At 47.5% G+C, this 14,831-nt stretch carries 14 protein-coding genes; 5 read left to right on the forward strand and 9 right to left on the reverse strand.

The features are described 5' to 3' along the window. Positions 1–12: 12 nt before the first annotated feature. The 5 genes from LQ567_RS09485 to LQ567_RS09505 form a co-directional block, all read right to left on the reverse strand. On the reverse strand, positions 13–3,459 hold the full coding sequence (locus tag LQ567_RS09485) for a SusC/RagA family TonB-linked outer membrane protein (protein ID WP_231004264.1): 3,447 nt from the start codon (positions 3,457–3,459) through the stop codon (positions 13–15). A 513-nt stretch (positions 3,460–3,972) separates the two neighbouring features. Then, positions 3,973–5,010 (reverse strand): FecR family protein, encoded by a 1,038-nt coding sequence (locus LQ567_RS09490; protein WP_231004265.1) that lies wholly within the window; start codon positions 5,008–5,010, stop codon positions 3,973–3,975. Positions 5,011–5,076: 66 nt separating this feature from the next. Further along, positions 5,077–5,664 (reverse strand): RNA polymerase sigma-70 factor, encoded by a 588-nt coding sequence (locus LQ567_RS09495; RefSeq protein WP_231004266.1) that lies wholly within the window; start codon positions 5,662–5,664, stop codon positions 5,077–5,079. Positions 5,665–5,775: 111 nt separating this feature from the next. Beyond that, positions 5,776–6,162 (reverse strand): DUF3037 domain-containing protein, encoded by a 387-nt coding sequence (locus LQ567_RS09500; protein ID WP_231004267.1) that lies wholly within the window; start codon positions 6,160–6,162, stop codon positions 5,776–5,778. Beyond that, positions 6,140–6,925 carry a HipA family kinase gene (locus LQ567_RS09505; protein WP_231004268.1) on the reverse strand — a complete coding sequence of 262 codons (786 nt, stop codon included), beginning with the start codon at positions 6,923–6,925 and terminating at the stop codon, positions 6,140–6,142. Before LQ567_RS09505 ends, LQ567_RS09500 begins: the two co-directional genes overlap by 23 nt. Positions 6,926–7,147: 222 nt before the next feature. Here LQ567_RS09505 and LQ567_RS09510 point away from each other — a divergent pair, with 222 nt between their 5' ends. The 4 genes from LQ567_RS09510 to yiaA all read left to right on the forward strand — a co-directional run bounded on the left by LQ567_RS09510 (position 7,148) and on the right by yiaA (position 9,719). Beyond that, the gene (locus LQ567_RS09510) at positions 7,148–7,888 is read left to right on the forward strand and encodes a hypothetical protein (protein WP_231004269.1); all 741 of its coding nucleotides are present in this window, start codon (positions 7,148–7,150) and stop codon (positions 7,886–7,888) included. A gap of 43 nt (positions 7,889–7,931) precedes the next feature. Further along, positions 7,932–8,351 (forward strand): hypothetical protein, encoded by a 420-nt coding sequence (locus LQ567_RS09515; protein WP_231004270.1) that lies wholly within the window; start codon positions 7,932–7,934, stop codon positions 8,349–8,351. 267 nt (positions 8,352–8,618) lie between these two features. Then, positions 8,619–9,182 carry a Crp/Fnr family transcriptional regulator gene (locus LQ567_RS09520; RefSeq protein ID WP_231004271.1) on the forward strand — a complete coding sequence of 188 codons (564 nt, stop codon included), beginning with the start codon at positions 8,619–8,621 and terminating at the stop codon, positions 9,180–9,182. Positions 9,183–9,263: 81 nt separating this feature from the next. Then, positions 9,264–9,719 carry an inner membrane protein YiaA gene (yiaA, locus tag LQ567_RS09525; RefSeq protein WP_231004272.1) on the forward strand — a complete coding sequence of 152 codons (456 nt, stop codon included), beginning with the start codon at positions 9,264–9,266 and terminating at the stop codon, positions 9,717–9,719. A 221-nt stretch (positions 9,720–9,940) separates the two neighbouring features. Here the strand turns inward: yiaA and LQ567_RS09530 are convergent, their stop codons facing one another. After that, positions 9,941–10,621 (reverse strand): porin family protein, encoded by a 681-nt coding sequence (locus LQ567_RS09530; protein WP_231004273.1) that lies wholly within the window; start codon positions 10,619–10,621, stop codon positions 9,941–9,943. 151 nt (positions 10,622–10,772) lie between these two features. Continuing rightward, positions 10,773–11,789 carry a UDP-N-acetylmuramate dehydrogenase gene (murB, locus tag LQ567_RS09535; protein WP_231004274.1) on the reverse strand — a complete coding sequence of 339 codons (1,017 nt, stop codon included), beginning with the start codon at positions 11,787–11,789 and terminating at the stop codon, positions 10,773–10,775. A gap of 35 nt (positions 11,790–11,824) precedes the next feature. Between murB and LQ567_RS09540 the strand changes: the two genes are divergently transcribed. Continuing rightward, the gene (locus tag LQ567_RS09540) at positions 11,825–12,511 is read left to right on the forward strand and encodes an NAD(P)H-binding protein (RefSeq protein ID WP_231004275.1); all 687 of its coding nucleotides are present in this window, start codon (positions 11,825–11,827) and stop codon (positions 12,509–12,511) included. Here the strand turns inward: LQ567_RS09540 and LQ567_RS09545 are convergent. Further along, the gene (locus tag LQ567_RS09545) at positions 12,500–13,711 is read right to left on the reverse strand and encodes an MFS transporter (protein WP_231004276.1); all 1,212 of its coding nucleotides are present in this window, start codon (positions 13,709–13,711) and stop codon (positions 12,500–12,502) included. The genes LQ567_RS09540 and LQ567_RS09545 overlap by 12 nt on opposite strands. 81 nt (positions 13,712–13,792) lie before the next feature. Further along, entirely contained in the window at positions 13,793–14,713 is a 921-nt protein-coding gene (locus LQ567_RS09550; RefSeq protein WP_231004277.1) for a helix-turn-helix domain-containing protein, read from the reverse strand. Positions 14,714–14,831 lie beyond the last annotated feature (118 nt).

Here is a 14,831-nt window from a genome sequence, read left to right on the forward strand (position 1 = left end):
TCATTTGAATTTTTAAAAAGAAAGATCCAGACCAAAAGAATAGATTTTGCTGATCGGATAAATCCGTCCGTTCGCTTCTGCTGCCGCCATTTCCGGATCAATGTATTTTGTTTTAAGCTTGGTAGCCGTAAAAATATTGTCGCCGCTTATGTAGATCCGGCACCTGGAGATCTTTGCTTTCGATAACAACCCCGCCGGCAGCGAGTACCCGATGTTCAGGTTCTTCAGCCGGATATAGGCCAGATCCTGCAGATAGCGATCGTTAGGTGCATTCAGCGACCCGCCCGCATTCAATGCTTCATATCCACGCAATTTTGGAAAATAAGCATCCGGATTGTCTTCACTCCAGATCTTTTCCTCGAAATCAATTGGCAAAAATGAATAATACGGCCGGGAATAAGGGCCCCAGAATTTATCGGCGTTCGCACCGGGATACCAGTGTTGTTTGGCAATTCCCTGAAGGAATACAGACACATCAAAGCCGTTCCAGTCGGCACCCAGGTTAACACCAAAAGTATACCGGGGTTGTTTATTTCCTATTTTTATAAGATCTCCGTGATCTTCCAAGGTATTCTTCCCATTGTTTACAATACCGTCACCGTTCACATCAATGAATTTCAGATCACCCGCCATCAGCTTTGACCAGTTACCCGGTGCCCCAAGTCGCTGCTTGTTTACAAAATCCTGGTTAACGGTTTTCTGGTATGCAGTAGCTTCCTCATCGGTTTTAAAGAAGCCTCCGGTTTTGTAGCCCCAGATCTCGCCCAGCTCCTGTCCTACATAGTAGTTGCTTAACAGGTTTTGCGGATTATCGAAACGCGTAATTTTTGCCTTATAATCGCCAACGCCCACGCTTACATTATAGTTGAACGGCTTGCCTGCTACTGATGCATGATCACTCCAGGCTACCAGCAATTCCCATCCTCTTGTTTGCATATCGCCGGCATTGGTCTTGGGAGATGCTTCTCCATAAACAGCCGCCAGGGTCTTTCCGGGAATGAGCATATCCAATGTATTCCGTACATACCAGTCGTAGGTGATCGTAAGCCGGTTATTTAATATGCCCAGGTCGGCACCAAAGTCAATCGACTTTGAACGCTCCCAGGTGAGGTTTTGCACAATCGGTTTGGGCACTGCAAGTGATTGGGCCTTTGCCCCGTTAAAGATATAGTTCAGGGTTTCGCGACGCATGGTAAGGATATACCCGTAAGGGTCTGCCTCCTGCTGGTTGCCGAGCGATCCGTACGAAGCCCTTAATTTAAATTCATTCACCGCTCCTTTTAATGCATTCCAGAAAGGCTCCTGGCTCACCCGCCATCCTCCGGATATAGAAGGGAAAAAGCCAAAGCGCTGGCCCTGGGGAAAGCGGGAAGACCCGTCATAGCGGCCATTAAATTCCAGCAGGTATTTTCCCTTGAAATCATAGTTCAGTCTTGAAAAATACCCCTGCAGGGCCCACTCTTCCGCCTGTCCGTCAAGCGTCGCCTGCCCGGTAGCCAACCTGAAATCATTCAGGTCTTCGGAAAGCAGGTCCGTATTCCTTGCGGAGATCATTTTGAACGTACGCAGCTCCTGGTTATAGCCGGCCATGATCTTCACGTTATGATCTCCCAGTTTTTTTCCATAACTGCCAAACAGGTTTACCGCCTGATATTGCACCAGGTTTACGGATTCTGCCAGGTAATCATTCCCCACAAAGCTGATCACCCCGGGGTTGATGGACCAGGGCGCCTTTGTTCTGCGCTGCATGGTAGAATACGGGTTAAACGTGTAGGAATAATTCCCGGTGATCTCCATTCCTTTAATGGGCTTAAAGGTGGCGCCAACCAGGTTGATCAGCTCCATCCGTTTTTCATCGCCCTTGGATTTCCCGTGCAACAGGTCTGCAAAGATGCCATCGCCGATGGAATAGCTGTTCAGCCCCGAGCTATAGGTGGCCATACCGTCCGGGTTCAACGGAACATAGGAAGGCAGGGCATGTACCGTAATGGACACAAAATTGCTGTTCCATCCCCAGCCCGGGTACGTATACTTGCTGGTATTGAAATAGGTATTGGTAAACAACTCCAGTTTGTCGGATAAACGGGCCGTGATCTTTGCCCGGAAATTATAGGAAGTATAATTATCCTGGTTGATCTGCATCATGCCATCTTTGCCATATGCCCTCCCGGAAATAAGAAAGTCGATTTTCTCCGAACCACCGGTAACCGTTAACGCATGTTCCCTGGACGGCTGCCAGTCGCGGAACATGGTATGCCACCAGTCTGTATTCCCGTAATACATATACTGATCCTTTCCGCTGCGATTCGTGATCACCACGCTGGGTAAGGATTTATCGGTCTGTCGTTTTTTTAACTCCTCATAATCTTCCTCTGTGTACCGGGTATAGGTATTGCCGGTAGCCCGCAAAAAAGCCTCGTCATTCAGCTTTGCCGAAGTGTAGCCATCAGTAATAAAATCGGTACGGGTGGTTAAACCGGCCCAGCCGAAGTTGTTGGAATAGTTCACCGTCATCTTTCCCCTTTTCGCCTTTTTGGTGGTCACCAGGATCACCCCAAACGATCCGCGGGCGCCGTAAATAGCTGCCGAGGCAGCATCTTTCAGCACGCTGATATTCTCTACATCCCGTGGGTTAATATTATTGAGGTTCCCGGGTACTCCGTCGATCAGGATGAGCGGCGCACCACCGCCGTTGATCGATGTATTGCCCCGGATATTGATGCTCCCCTCTGCCCCCGGCCTCCCGGTGTTAAAATTGATATTCACATTCGGGATGGCACCTTGCAACGCCTGTGAAATATTGGCCACCGGCCGGTTCTCCAGGGCTTCGGCTCCTACCTGGCTTACAGCCCCGGTAAGGTTCACTTTCTTTTGCGTACCATATCCCACCACGATCACTTCGTCCAGCTTATTTTCTTCCTTCTTCAGTACAATGCGAAAATCGCGTTGCGCCTTTACAGCAATTTCCTGGGCCACATACCCGATGGTAGATGCGATCAGTACCGCATTTTCATCCTTTACATTCAGGGAGAAACTTCCATCCTCCGCTGTTGAAGTACCATTGGCCGTGCCTTTTTCAATAATGCTGACCCCTGCCAGCGGGCTGCCATTTTCATCGGCCACATTACCCTTTACCTGCAATGCCGCAATACCTGTAGGCTGGCCAATGATCACCACAAGACCGTTATTCATTTTTTTGTATGAATAGCCGGTTAAACCCAGCAGCTGCTCCATCACATAATCGATGGTTGCATTTTTGGCCAGCAGATCAATCTTTTTATTATTAAGCCCCAGCTCATCCGTATAAAAAAACCGGTATTCATACCGGGATTGTATCCTATTCAGGATCGCCGATATCGAAGTATTTTTTACTTCCATAGTAATCCTGCTCTGGGATATGCCATTAATTGAAAACGCCTGGAAGGACGTGGCAAGCAGCACAACAAAACTGAGCTTCATCAACAATAGATATTTGATAATCAAATGCCCTGGCATAGCGCTCCCAGGGCAATCACTTTTTTTCATATTTTTGTTTTAAGGATGAGATAGAAAAAATGATTGCAGATCCTGCAATTATGTACTGTCTTTCGATGGGGAATGTTCCAGCATTTCCCATTTTTTATGGATTATGTTGTATGTATCATAGCATTCATTTTTATTAACGTTTGATTTAGTTTACAATGATATCCGGAGGTAAGTTTCAGGGATCCGAAACGGCTTTATTGGAGGTGTGCGGGCGAAGGTAATATGGAATACCTGAATTCACATCATCCGGAAGCGCGCTTAAAAATTATTTAATATGGACTCTCCTGCGCTTCCCCTATAACCCGTTCTGCATGCCATAGCAGCGCCCCGGAGCTGCTTAAAACCCCGTGCTGTCGTGCATTTCAGGCAAACGAACACGCTCATGTAATCAATATCGGACCGGCTTACACTGACCGGACTCCGCCAAACCTACCAGTTTTCAAAATACTAATAGAAGGTTACGACTTCTTTTTCGATTTTATATCTGATGCCTGCAGACAGTTGCAATGACTGTAATACGTCTTCAAGCTTATCGTTTTCAAATGTGCCACTAAACGTCTGAGTAACGGGCTTATTCCTGCACACTATTTTTATATTATACCATCGTTCCAGCACCGGGATGATCTGTTCCAGATGATCCTTGTCAAATACCAGTTTATTGTTGACCCATTCCGTTTCTGCCGAAAAAGAATCCACCGGGTTTGTCTTTATGGCCAGCAACTCAATCTGGGGAAGATGTTCCCGGCCTTCCTGTAACGGTTGTTCCGGATAGGCGTTCTGAACCACCAGCTTCTCCCCCGGCGCCAGCATGATCTTTTTATCCTTTGCATGCTTCAGGCTTACCTGAACCGAACCTCTTATCAATGTCGTTTGGGTGCTGGGCTCATCCGCATAACTCCTTACATTAAACACGGTACCCAAAACCCGTACATCAATATTGCTGGTGTGCACAATAAACGGACGCTTCGCGTCGTGTACCACATCAAAATAAGCTTCCCCCACCAGTTCTACTTCCCTTGTATCCTGGCCAAACGACGGAGCATAAACCAGCCGGCTATCTGCATTCACCCAAACCTTTGTGCCATCTGGAAGTACAATATTGGTTTTGTTCCCTTTTTTTGTAGCCACCAGGTTCGGCACGGTGTTACCGGCATCCCTGCTCCGGTAATAACCAATGCCGGCGAGTACCAGGATCAGCACTGCAGCCGCCACACGCCATCCCCAACGGTTCATCCGGAAATTCCGGGCACCTTTTCTTTTCCGTTCGATTTTCTGCTGCACCCGGCTGATAAAATCATCCACTGCTTTCTCAGAAACCGCCTCCGGATAAGAAGTGGGCACGGTCATCAACGCTTCCAGCACCTCAGCAAAAGACTGGTCACCCGGATGTTCTTTCAGCAGCTGACCCAGTTCGATCTGCTCCTTCAACGTGAGTTCACCCGCGCTCCTTCTACCCAATAGTTCCAATAACCGGTCGTTACGCATATAAAGCCTTCATCTTATATAGTGTGTTTTTTTTTGAGAAACCCCTAAACGGGCCGCACTTTTTTTTTAAGAAGATCCGGATTTTTTTGAAAAAAATTTATCCCGGTACTCAGGGAACACGGCCTTAAGGCTTTCGGAAAGTGCGCGCAGGGCAATCGTCATCTGCGCTTCCACGGTTTTTACGGAGATGTCCAGGATACTGGCTACCTCGCTGTATTTCAGACCTTCATCTTTTATAAGCCGGAAGATCAGTTGACAGCGGGGCGGCAATTTGTTGATAGCCGCTGTAATGTGTTTTAAGCTTTCTTCGCTAAGGATCTTTGAATCGGATTTTGTGTACGCCATTACAAGCGATTCACCCAGGTCGCCATAATGGATCCGCTTCTTTTTCGTTAACTCGGCAAAACAAGCATACTTTACCGCCCGGTACAGGTAATTGGATAAATTATTGATGGCCGGAAGTGTTTTTTTATTTTCCCAGATCTGTACAAAAATGTCCTGGATCACTTCTTCGGCAAGTGCCCGGTCGGCGAGGATAGAGTTGGCAAACGATAACAACCCGGGATAGTAATAGCGCATTAATTCATTGAATGCCGGCTCATCGCTTTCCCCCGAGATCCGTTTGATCAGATATGGCAACTTCTCTTTTTGCATCCGCGGGCTAAAATAGGTAAGTATACGGTAAAACCAAAAAAAGAAGCCGCAGCGATACCGGTTCACCCCGGCGGCGCTCACAAGCAGTTACCAGTTGCGGGGGGTATCTTCTTATAAAACAAACCTTTTGAGTAGCAGGTCCGCCACTCCATCCATAACCGCCGCCCTTCCCGGATGCACTTTTGAACATTGGATCATGGTGCTGCGGGTAGCCGTCAGCCAGCGAAAACGGGAAGGCGCATCCAGCTGTGCGATTCCGGAACCCGAGCTTTTATCCCCCGCTGCAATTTCCCTGAACGCTCTTAAGTTGGCCTCAATACTATCCATATCGATCTCCGGGTTCAGGCAGTGCAGCTTTTCACGGTTTACGACAACCAGCGTTTCCAGGAATCGCGTTTTTTTACAGAAAACGATCACGCCCACATTCACAAATTCCTCGCGTTCTACCCGCGGCACTACGCGGATCACCGCATACTCATATACCAGCCACTCTTGCATCCAGCGCCGTTTTTAAAAAGACAGAAGAATTGTTTAACCGCCAGGTGAGGAATTTCAGATACACTTCACGCGCCGCTTCCGGATCGCCGAGTGTTTCCTCGTACATCAGCCATTCCATCGGAATCCTGTTTACGATTTCATGCAACCGCTGCTCCGTAAGCAACCCTTTACAGTATGCATCCGCGGCTTCCAGTTCGGAAGCGCTTTTCAACAGGACATGATCTTTGATCAAAGGAAAGGCACTCTTCATTTGTGTGGGCCAATGCTCCCAGTTGTGATGAAAATAAAGACAGGCACCATGGTCGATGAGCCAAAGCTCGCGGTGCCACAACAGCATATTGGTATTTCTTACCGTACGATCCATATTTGTAAGAAATGCATCCAGCCATACGATCTTTGAAGCCAAGAGGGGTTCCACCTCGGTTACGGCAGGATCAAACGTCACCGATCCGCTGAGGTAGTGCAAGGCCAGGTTCCAGCCGTGGCTGGCCTTTAACAGGTCCTGGATCTCTTCATCGCCTTCGGTACGTCCAAACGACTCATCCAGGTAAGCGAATACCAACTCCGGAACCTTCAGCTGCAGCAGCCGGGCTACTTCGCCGCCGATAAATTCGGCTACCAGCGCCTTTACACCTTGTCCGGCGCCCCGGAATTTAAGCGCGTATAAAAAGCCATCATCGGCTTCCGCAATAGCGGGCAGTGAGCCGCCTTCCCGCAGCGGCGTCACGTATCTGGTTACCTGTACTGAACGGATATCGGGCATAAATATCGATCAAATTTGGATCAAATGTAGCCAATCTCGTCCATTTACGGCCATCACCTTCAAACGCCTATCCGTCTCCTCTCAGTGCTTTTAATGGTCAGCCCTTTGTATCTCCCGATCAGGACGCGCCGGAGCTCCCGCCAGGCGGCATATATATTTCAGGTACTGTTGCACCGGTGCCTTGTTTTACGTTATACCGGTGAACGCGCTTACTGACACATTATGAAAATGAAATATCCGGCTGTAATCATCCTTTGTTGTACGCTAATCGCCTGCCAGAAAAATGCAGGAAGTATTAAAAAAAACGGCCCGGCGGACCCCCCCGCATTAAGGCTATGGGCCGGGGCCGATTCAACCGTTGCACTCTCTACATGGGAACTGACGGGAAATTCCTTTACCATTTCCAATGATCATCCGGATATTGCACAGGTGACCACCGATCATAAAAACCTGAAGGTACACGCCTATAAACCCGGGAAAGCCACCATTACAATAACGAACGATCAGCAAAAACAGTTTAAGGTACTGGTGCAGCCGGTTGACATGCTCAGTAACAATCCGGGCAATTGGGTTTCGGCGGCAAAAGACGGCATGAAAAGCTATGTTACGGTGATCACAAACAACCAGAAACTTACCGATTCGTTGTACCAGGCCTTATGGAGAAAGCTGGACGACAAGGGAGCCAACGGAATATTCAGATATGCCTTTACCACGGGGCAGTTCTTTTTTACGGCCGCAACAACTCCCCGCGTCGACAAAGAGGGCAGCTGGACCTATGATCAGCTCCGGCTTACATTAACTTATGCCGATTCAAAAGAAATATATCAAATTATACCCCTGCAGTCGATCTATCTTATTGAACTGAGAAGAACATTAACCGCGGAACTGCAACAACAGTTTCCGGATGCCGGTATTACAGAGGTATCCACACATCAATATTTTGCGTACCACCGGTTCCTGTAAGAGTCTTTATTGTTTTGTACTGTTATCATATAAACCATCCTAAATGAATACCGATTCCATTTTTACCATGAAAAAACTGCAATTCACCTTCATGGCTCTCAGCCTCTCTTTTATTTGTATCCAGGCCTGTAACAAAAAGCACCATCCTACAAAAGAAACGGTTATTAAAGACAACGTGCCTACCCAATACCAGGGTTTATTAATGCCCGGTTCGCTGCATTTGAAAAACGATTCCGTTTCCATGGCCTTATACCCTTCGGCGGCACTGTATTACCTCGACTTAAGGCTAAAGGGCAGCAACCAGTATTATACGCTGCTTAAACAAGCCGTAAAAACCAATAAACCGGTGCGCGCCTGGGTTTTCAAGGAAAACAAAAGTCCGGTAGAAGTGGCGAAAATAGAACCCGCCTCAAAGGAAGAGCTTGAACAATGGAAGAAGATGTGGGTTACGCCGGATCAGTAGGTCTTTTGACCAAGCAGTACAGCAGCTTCTGTCATTTTGTTCCAGGTAACGTTCAACGTTCCAGGTCGGATTGCGTTTGATATTTGATTGTATTGGCTGAATGCTAAATGCTGAATGCCGAAAGCTGAATGCTGAACGCCTGCTCCAGGTTTAAGGCACCACGGCCCGGGTCAGATCCGGTTTTCATGTTCGCAATCAATTGCCCATTAACTATTAACTATTGCCTATTAACCACTACCGATTCTTTCCTATATTTATAAGCTCCAAATGAAACTTCTTTTTGATCATATTGAACAGTACTATCCGCTGAGCGCTGCTGCCCGTGAAGCCCTTGCGGAAAATTTCGAGGAACTGGTGCTGGCAAAGGGTAAATTCCTGATTACTGAAGGCAGGGTTTGCAAACAGCTGTACTTTCTGCAGCAAGGCGCGCTACGGGGTTATATCACCGTAGACGGGAAAGAGGTCACCAACTGGTTCGGGTTTGAAGAACACTTTATCACGTCTTTTCACAGCTTCATTACCCAGCAACCGAGTGTGGAAAATATCCAGCTTTTGGAAGGCTGTATTTTATGGCGTATATCGAAAGAGCAACTCACCCGCCTGTTCGACGCCCATCATGAAATAGAACGTCTTGTACGCATCATTTATGAACGATACTATATCCGGCTCGAAGAACGCTATGTGAATGCGCAACTTCGGACGGCGACCGAACGCTATGCACACCTGATTGAAGAAACACCGCACATCCTGGAACGGGTTCCGCTGGGACAGATTTCTTCTTACCTGGGCATCAGTGCCGAAACGCTGAGCAGGATCCGGAGCCGCTTTTAACAATTCAGGAAAAGCTTTTTGATAATTGTCAAAAAAAGGGGCTGTGTTGCCTTATAGATTTGTGTTCATAAAACAAGCATCATGAAACAAACGCAACAACCATCCAATGCTTTTATTGCAGCCTCCTGGTTCTCCTTATTAATCGGAGTAACCGCTTATCTCATCGGTTTATGGAATGCCGCCATGCAGCTAAATGAAAAAGGCTACTATTTTACCGTGCTGATGTTTGGCCTTTTTTCTGCCATATCCGTGCAGAAAGCAGTAAGGGATCAACTGGAAGGCATCCCCGTTACCAATCTTTATTATGGCATCGCCTGGTTTACAACGATCCTGTCTATTGTGCTGCTGGCGGTTGGCCTGTGGAATGCAACACTTGCAAAAAGTGAAAAAGGGTTCTATGCCATGTCCTTTACCCTTAGCATTTTTGCGGCCATTGCGGTGCAAAAAAATACCAGGGACAGCAGGGCAGCAATATCCGATGAATCGAAATTACATAGCCCGGACACACCGGCCGCTCCCAGGAATGATCCTTTTTAATCCTTCATTGAATACACCGCTCCGGCTTTTGTCCAGCTGTCCCGATCAATCGGGATTGTTTCAGTTTCTATTCAACATATCGATCATTCGCAGTTCCCTCCCCGTGTTTGCTGAAAAGAACGCCGGGAACCAACAGCGACCCGTTTTGTCACCGCATCATTTTATCCGCAATAAAAAAGGCCGTAACTGCGTTACGACCTTTTCTTTTATTTTCATCTTCACTAGAAAAACACACCCAGGCGCAATGCCCAGCGGTTCAGTGCTACCTTATCGTCATTCCAGTCCTTGTTTCGGGTGATATCTGTAAAGCCGTTCTCAAAACCCAATCCAAAATACAAGTCTGTTTTTTCAGCCAGCCGGTATTCTCCGCCGGCACCCACCAACAATCCCATATTTACTTTATTGGTTTTCTTCATGGCGTTCACATTGTCTTCAGATTTAGCGCCCGATGTATAATCAAGCCGGGAGCCGATCAGCGCGCCCATATAGGTACCAAATTGTCCCCACCACCGGAGTCCGTTGATGTCATTTGTTTTCAGTTTTACACTCAGGGGAATTTGCAGATACTGCAATTTCAACTTGTACTGTTGATTATCGCTGCCGGAGTACAATCCTTTTGAAGCATCCTTAATGAGGATGGAGGAGGATGCATGTGCTACTTCCAACCCGGTAGCAAAGGCTCCGCGTGTATCCGAAAACTGGATATCAGCCATTAAACCGTAGTTGACACCAAAACCGGAGCCATCTTTTTCCAGTCCGTTTTCCAGGGGGCGCAGGGTATTTACAAATACAGGGTCAACCTTAAATCCCAAACGTATAGGGCGACCATAAAAACTCCTTTGTGCAAACAGGGTTATTCCGGTAAGCATACAGGCCATTGTTAGCAATAACGATCTTTTCATTTTACAAAATTTGCGCAAAAGTAGGCATTTTGATGCGAATGGAAGGCGAAGGCGGCGGCAAGGACTAAATCTTAAGTTTTAAATACTAAATTCCAAACACGGAATCTGAATTTAAAATACTCCCCTATACCAATTACCGGTAACCGGTACTTCAGATAATATTCACTTCCGGATGCAGCTCTACCCCATACTTCTTTATTACGGTATCGATCACCTGGTTGCAAACTTCCAGGATTTCATGGCCCGTAGCCTTTCCATAATTCACCAATACCAGGGCCTGCTTTTCGTGCACTCCTGCGTCGCCCTTGCGGTACCCTTTCCAACCGGCCTGTTCAATCAGCCAGCCTGCCGCCAGTTTCATTGTTCCATCTTCGTTTTCATAAGCAACCATCTCCGGATACACCGCTTTCAGCGCCTCATATTGCTCCCGACTGACCGAGGGATTTTTAAAAAAACTCCCGGCATTTCCGATCACCGCCGGGTCCGGCAGTTTCGAAGAGCGGATATTTATAACCGCCTGCGCGATGGACTGTATCGAAAGTTCCGAAACGTGCAATCGCTCCAGCTCCTGCCGTATGGCTCCGTATTCAATGTGAAACACGGGTTTTGTGCGAAGACGATAGGTTACATCGGTGATTACAAACTGATCCCTGTATACATTTTTAAACACGCTTTCGCGGTATCCGAATGCGCATTCTGCATTGGTAAATGTGCGGGTATATCCTTCATACCGGTGCACGGCGGTCAGCTCCTCAAAAACATCCCGCAGCTCTACTCCGTAGGCACCAATATTCTGCATCGGCGAGGCGCCTACACAACCGGGGATCAATGCCAGGTTTTCGACTCCTGCATACTGATGCTCCAGGCAATGCATCACAAACTGATGCCATACTTCTCCCGCACATACTTTTACAAAAATAAAATCGTCATCCCGGCTTAACACTTCATAGCCCAGCAACTCATTTTTTATAACCAGCCCGTTATAGTTCTCGGTTAACAGTATATTACTGCCTCCCCCGATCACCAGGGTAGGCAGGGTTTGCTTTTGGGCCCATTCCAACGCTTCTTTCAGTTCGGCAACAGAAGTTGTTTGAACAAAATGCCGGGCCTCGGCTTCTATGCCAAAACTGTTATAGGGTTTTAAAGAAATATGATCTAAAATTTCCATAGCTTTAAACTATTGCAAAGTAACGTATTCTTTCTATGGGAAAAAAAACCACAGCAATCATCGGGTCCGGGGGCCTTATCGGATCGCATTTACTGGAGGAACTCATCCACGACCCCGAATATGGCACCGTAAAAACACTGGTGCGATGGCCCTCGGAACCGGTACACGCCAAACAGGAGGTAAAGCTGGTTGACTTCAGCGATGCGGAATCGCTGTTGCTGGCGCTCACGAATGTGGAAGTGGTATTCTGCGCTATTGGCACCACACTGAAAAAAATGGGAGGCGATAAGAAACGTTACTGGCAAATTGATCATGATATTCCGCTGCGGGTATGCCGGATGGCAAAGGAAACGGGATGCAGGAAAATGGTACTGGTATCTGCTATAGGTGCCAACAGCAGCAGCCGCAACTTTTATCTGCAACTGAAAGGAAAAACAGAAGAAGATCTTATCGCTACCGGCATACCGGCATTACATATTTTGCAACCCAGCTTATTGCTGGGGCACCGGAACGAAAAGCGGCGCATGGAAGCCATCAGCCAGCGGATCATGAAACCAGCCTCTGCGCTGCTATCCGGTTCCTGGACAAAATACAAAGCCATCGATGCCGGGGATGTGGCAAAAGCAATGATTGAAGCGGCCCGCAGCAGTGGTGAAGGTGTCTTCCGGTATACCTGGAAGGAGATGATGGACCTTTCGGACCGCTACACCTCAGACCGTTAAAGAACGGGGACTCCTGTTTGCGATAACCGGGTACACCAACAGGAGCATGATGCCTATTAAAAGCGAAAAGATAATATAGCTGGCCGACAAACCGCTCACATCGTAAACATTCAGTACACTTACCAGGCCGTAACTGGCAGTTGCCGTAACCATATAGCTCCCACCGCTGGTAACGCCGCCGGATATACCGGCCATTTGCGGGAACCTCGTCAGGCAGTAGGTAAAATAAGAGTTATAAATATATCCCATCTGAAAATGCAATAAGGCTACAAATACCATCATAAAAACAATATGATGGAAATATGGCGCAGCCAGGTACATCACCATCGCTATTCCCAGCTGTACCAGCAGCCCGTTGCGTAATTTTCGGAAAAAGGGTTTCCGTATCAGCCACTTGCCCAGCAATCCGCCGCCAAGCAGCGCAAGGCCCGATACCAGTGCGCTATACCCGGTTGCTACAGCCGTATAATGAAAGACATTTTCTATAATGAACGGCGCCGCCATGTTAAAAACAATCACCATCGAATAACTAAACCCCAATATAAGAATGCCGTAACTAAAGTCCCGCGCCGTCAGCAACTCCCGGTAGGTGTTTAAGATCAGCGGCAAGCGGAAAGGCCGTCGCTCTTTTAAGGTTTCACCGCTGAAAATGCCTTCCAGCACCAGCAATACCAGGGCATAAATACCCAGGAAATAGAAATTGGACTTCCAGCCCAAAAAGTGCTCCAGGTAACCGCCCAGGAAAGGCGCCAATATAGGGGCTGCGGACCATACGATGGAAAGCATACTGGTATAATGTTTTTGCTTTTCATCTTCATACACATCAATAAAAAATGAACGTTTGGCCACCATAATAAGTGCAATCAAAACCCCCTGGATGGCTCTTATTACCAGCAACCAATCGATGCTGTTTAAAGCCGTGATCACAAAATTGGTCAGCACAAAAAGCGCCAGTGCCGTCATCCCGATACGGTATCTTCCAAAACTATCTACCAGGCTGCCTACAAAAAGCTGGGAAACACCATAGCTGACGAGGTACACCGTCATTGTTAACCGGATAGCTGCCGGGGTCGTATGCAGCGCTTCTACCATCTTTGGAAAAGAGGGTATATACACATCCATGGCCAATCCTGATATGGGAATTAGCAAAAATGCCAGAATGGTCGGCATGCCTGTTTGCCCGTTATTGATTTTCCGCATAAACGATCCTTAATTGAAACGGTAAAACTACCAAATCTGCCGGCGTTCTATGTACCCGATTCAAAGCAATTTATACGAAAATCAAACATGAGCTACAGCGGGTTTCCGGTACTGGCCCGGGCTTTCTCCCCTATGTTTTCGAAAAAATTGCGAAAAATGCTGCACATATTCAAAGCCCAGGCTGTTGCCGATCTCAGAAATATTCCAGTCTGAATTTTTCAGCAGGTCCATCGCCTCCTCCAGTATCCGTTCCCGGATAATATGACTGGTAGATTTGCCGGTCAGTTTCCGTACCGTATGATTGAGATGATTTACATGTACATGCAGGAGGGCTGCAAAATCGCCCGGGTTCCTCAGCCGGATCACCGTATCCGGCGCATCAACAGGGAACTGGCCATTCAGTAACTGAAGAAAACCCGAGACCAGCCGGTCCGGGCGTTCCGATTTTTCATCGCTCATGTCGCGCGCTTTCCGATAGCGGATCGCAGTGTTCATGATCAGCCGCAAAAAACTCAACATCAGCTCCTTTTTGTACGGTAACGTGCTACAGTATTCCTTTTCCATCAACTGAAAATAACTGTAAAGCGTATTGTATTCATCACCGGATAATAACAGGAACGGAAACAGGCGGTCGCCCAGCACGGTTTGTACTTTTTTAAATTCACGTTTCAGATCGGGTGTGAGATACAATTCATTAAAAACGCTCAGGTATCCGCCCTGTGCCTCCCGGTAGGTATCAAAGCCCATTTTAATATCCGGATCTGTAAAACAGATCACCGGCTGGTCGATGGTTACTTCTCCTTCACAGGTACGGAATACGGCCCCTCCGGTAGAAAGGCAGATCTTGTAATAATCCCGCCGGTGAAAGGGCAGCGACCGCAGGCTGTTCTGCCGTTTCAGCACATTAATATGCTGCGATTTCCCGCCTGATTTTATAAGATCATCGGGCACTGCACGGCCGGTGGACCGGTAATATTGTACGATGGTTTCCAGGAATTCCATATTTCAAATGTACAAAATTCAAATATCAATAAAAAGCCCTGTAACCAACCGTTGGCTATTCATCCAACCAGATATTCAGAAGGCATGACTTCGGAGCGGTACATCTTCGTGCAGGCTG

This window comes from Niabella pedocola, from assembly GCF_021044425.1.
GTDB classification, from domain to species: Bacteria; Bacteroidota; Bacteroidia; order Chitinophagales; family Chitinophagaceae; genus Niabella; species Niabella pedocola.

What these genes read in the sequence shown, in the direction of transcription:
- LQ567_RS09495 (WP_231004266.1), bottom strand. Translation starts at nt 5,664, where the DNA reads ATGCAAAAAGAGAAGTTGCCATATCTGATCAAACGGATCTCGGGGGAA.
- murB (WP_231004274.1), bottom strand. Translation starts at nt 11,789, where the DNA reads ATGGAAATTTTAGATCATATTTCTTTAAAACCCTATAACAGTTTTGGC.
- LQ567_RS09520 (WP_231004271.1), top strand. Translation starts at nt 8,619, where the DNA reads ATGAAACTTCTTTTTGATCATATTGAACAGTACTATCCGCTGAGCGCT.
- LQ567_RS09485 (WP_231004264.1), bottom strand. Translation starts at nt 3,459, where the DNA reads ATGAAGCTCAGTTTTGTTGTGCTGCTTGCCACGTCCTTCCAGGCGTTT.
- LQ567_RS09540 (WP_231004275.1), top strand. Translation starts at nt 11,825, where the DNA reads ATGGGAAAAAAAACCACAGCAATCATCGGGTCCGGGGGCCTTATCGGA.
- LQ567_RS09500 (WP_231004267.1), bottom strand. Translation starts at nt 6,162, where the DNA reads ATGCAAGAGTGGCTGGTATATGAGTATGCGGTGATCCGCGTAGTGCCG.
- yiaA (WP_231004272.1), top strand. Translation starts at nt 9,264, where the DNA reads ATGAAACAAACGCAACAACCATCCAATGCTTTTATTGCAGCCTCCTGG.
- LQ567_RS09505 (WP_231004268.1), bottom strand. Translation starts at nt 6,925, where the DNA reads ATGCCCGATATCCGTTCAGTACAGGTAACCAGATACGTGACGCCGCTG.
- LQ567_RS09490 (WP_231004265.1), bottom strand. Translation starts at nt 5,010, where the DNA reads ATGCGTAACGACCGGTTATTGGAACTATTGGGTAGAAGGAGCGCGGGT.
- LQ567_RS09530 (WP_231004273.1), bottom strand. Translation starts at nt 10,621, where the DNA reads ATGAAAAGATCGTTATTGCTAACAATGGCCTGTATGCTTACCGGAATA.
- LQ567_RS09515 (WP_231004270.1), top strand. Translation starts at nt 7,932, where the DNA reads ATGAATACCGATTCCATTTTTACCATGAAAAAACTGCAATTCACCTTC.
- LQ567_RS09550 (WP_231004277.1), bottom strand. Translation starts at nt 14,713, where the DNA reads ATGGAATTCCTGGAAACCATCGTACAATATTACCGGTCCACCGGCCGT.
- LQ567_RS09510 (WP_231004269.1), top strand. Translation starts at nt 7,148, where the DNA reads ATGAAAATGAAATATCCGGCTGTAATCATCCTTTGTTGTACGCTAATC.
- LQ567_RS09545 (WP_231004276.1), bottom strand. Translation starts at nt 13,711, where the DNA reads ATGCGGAAAATCAATAACGGGCAAACAGGCATGCCGACCATTCTGGCA.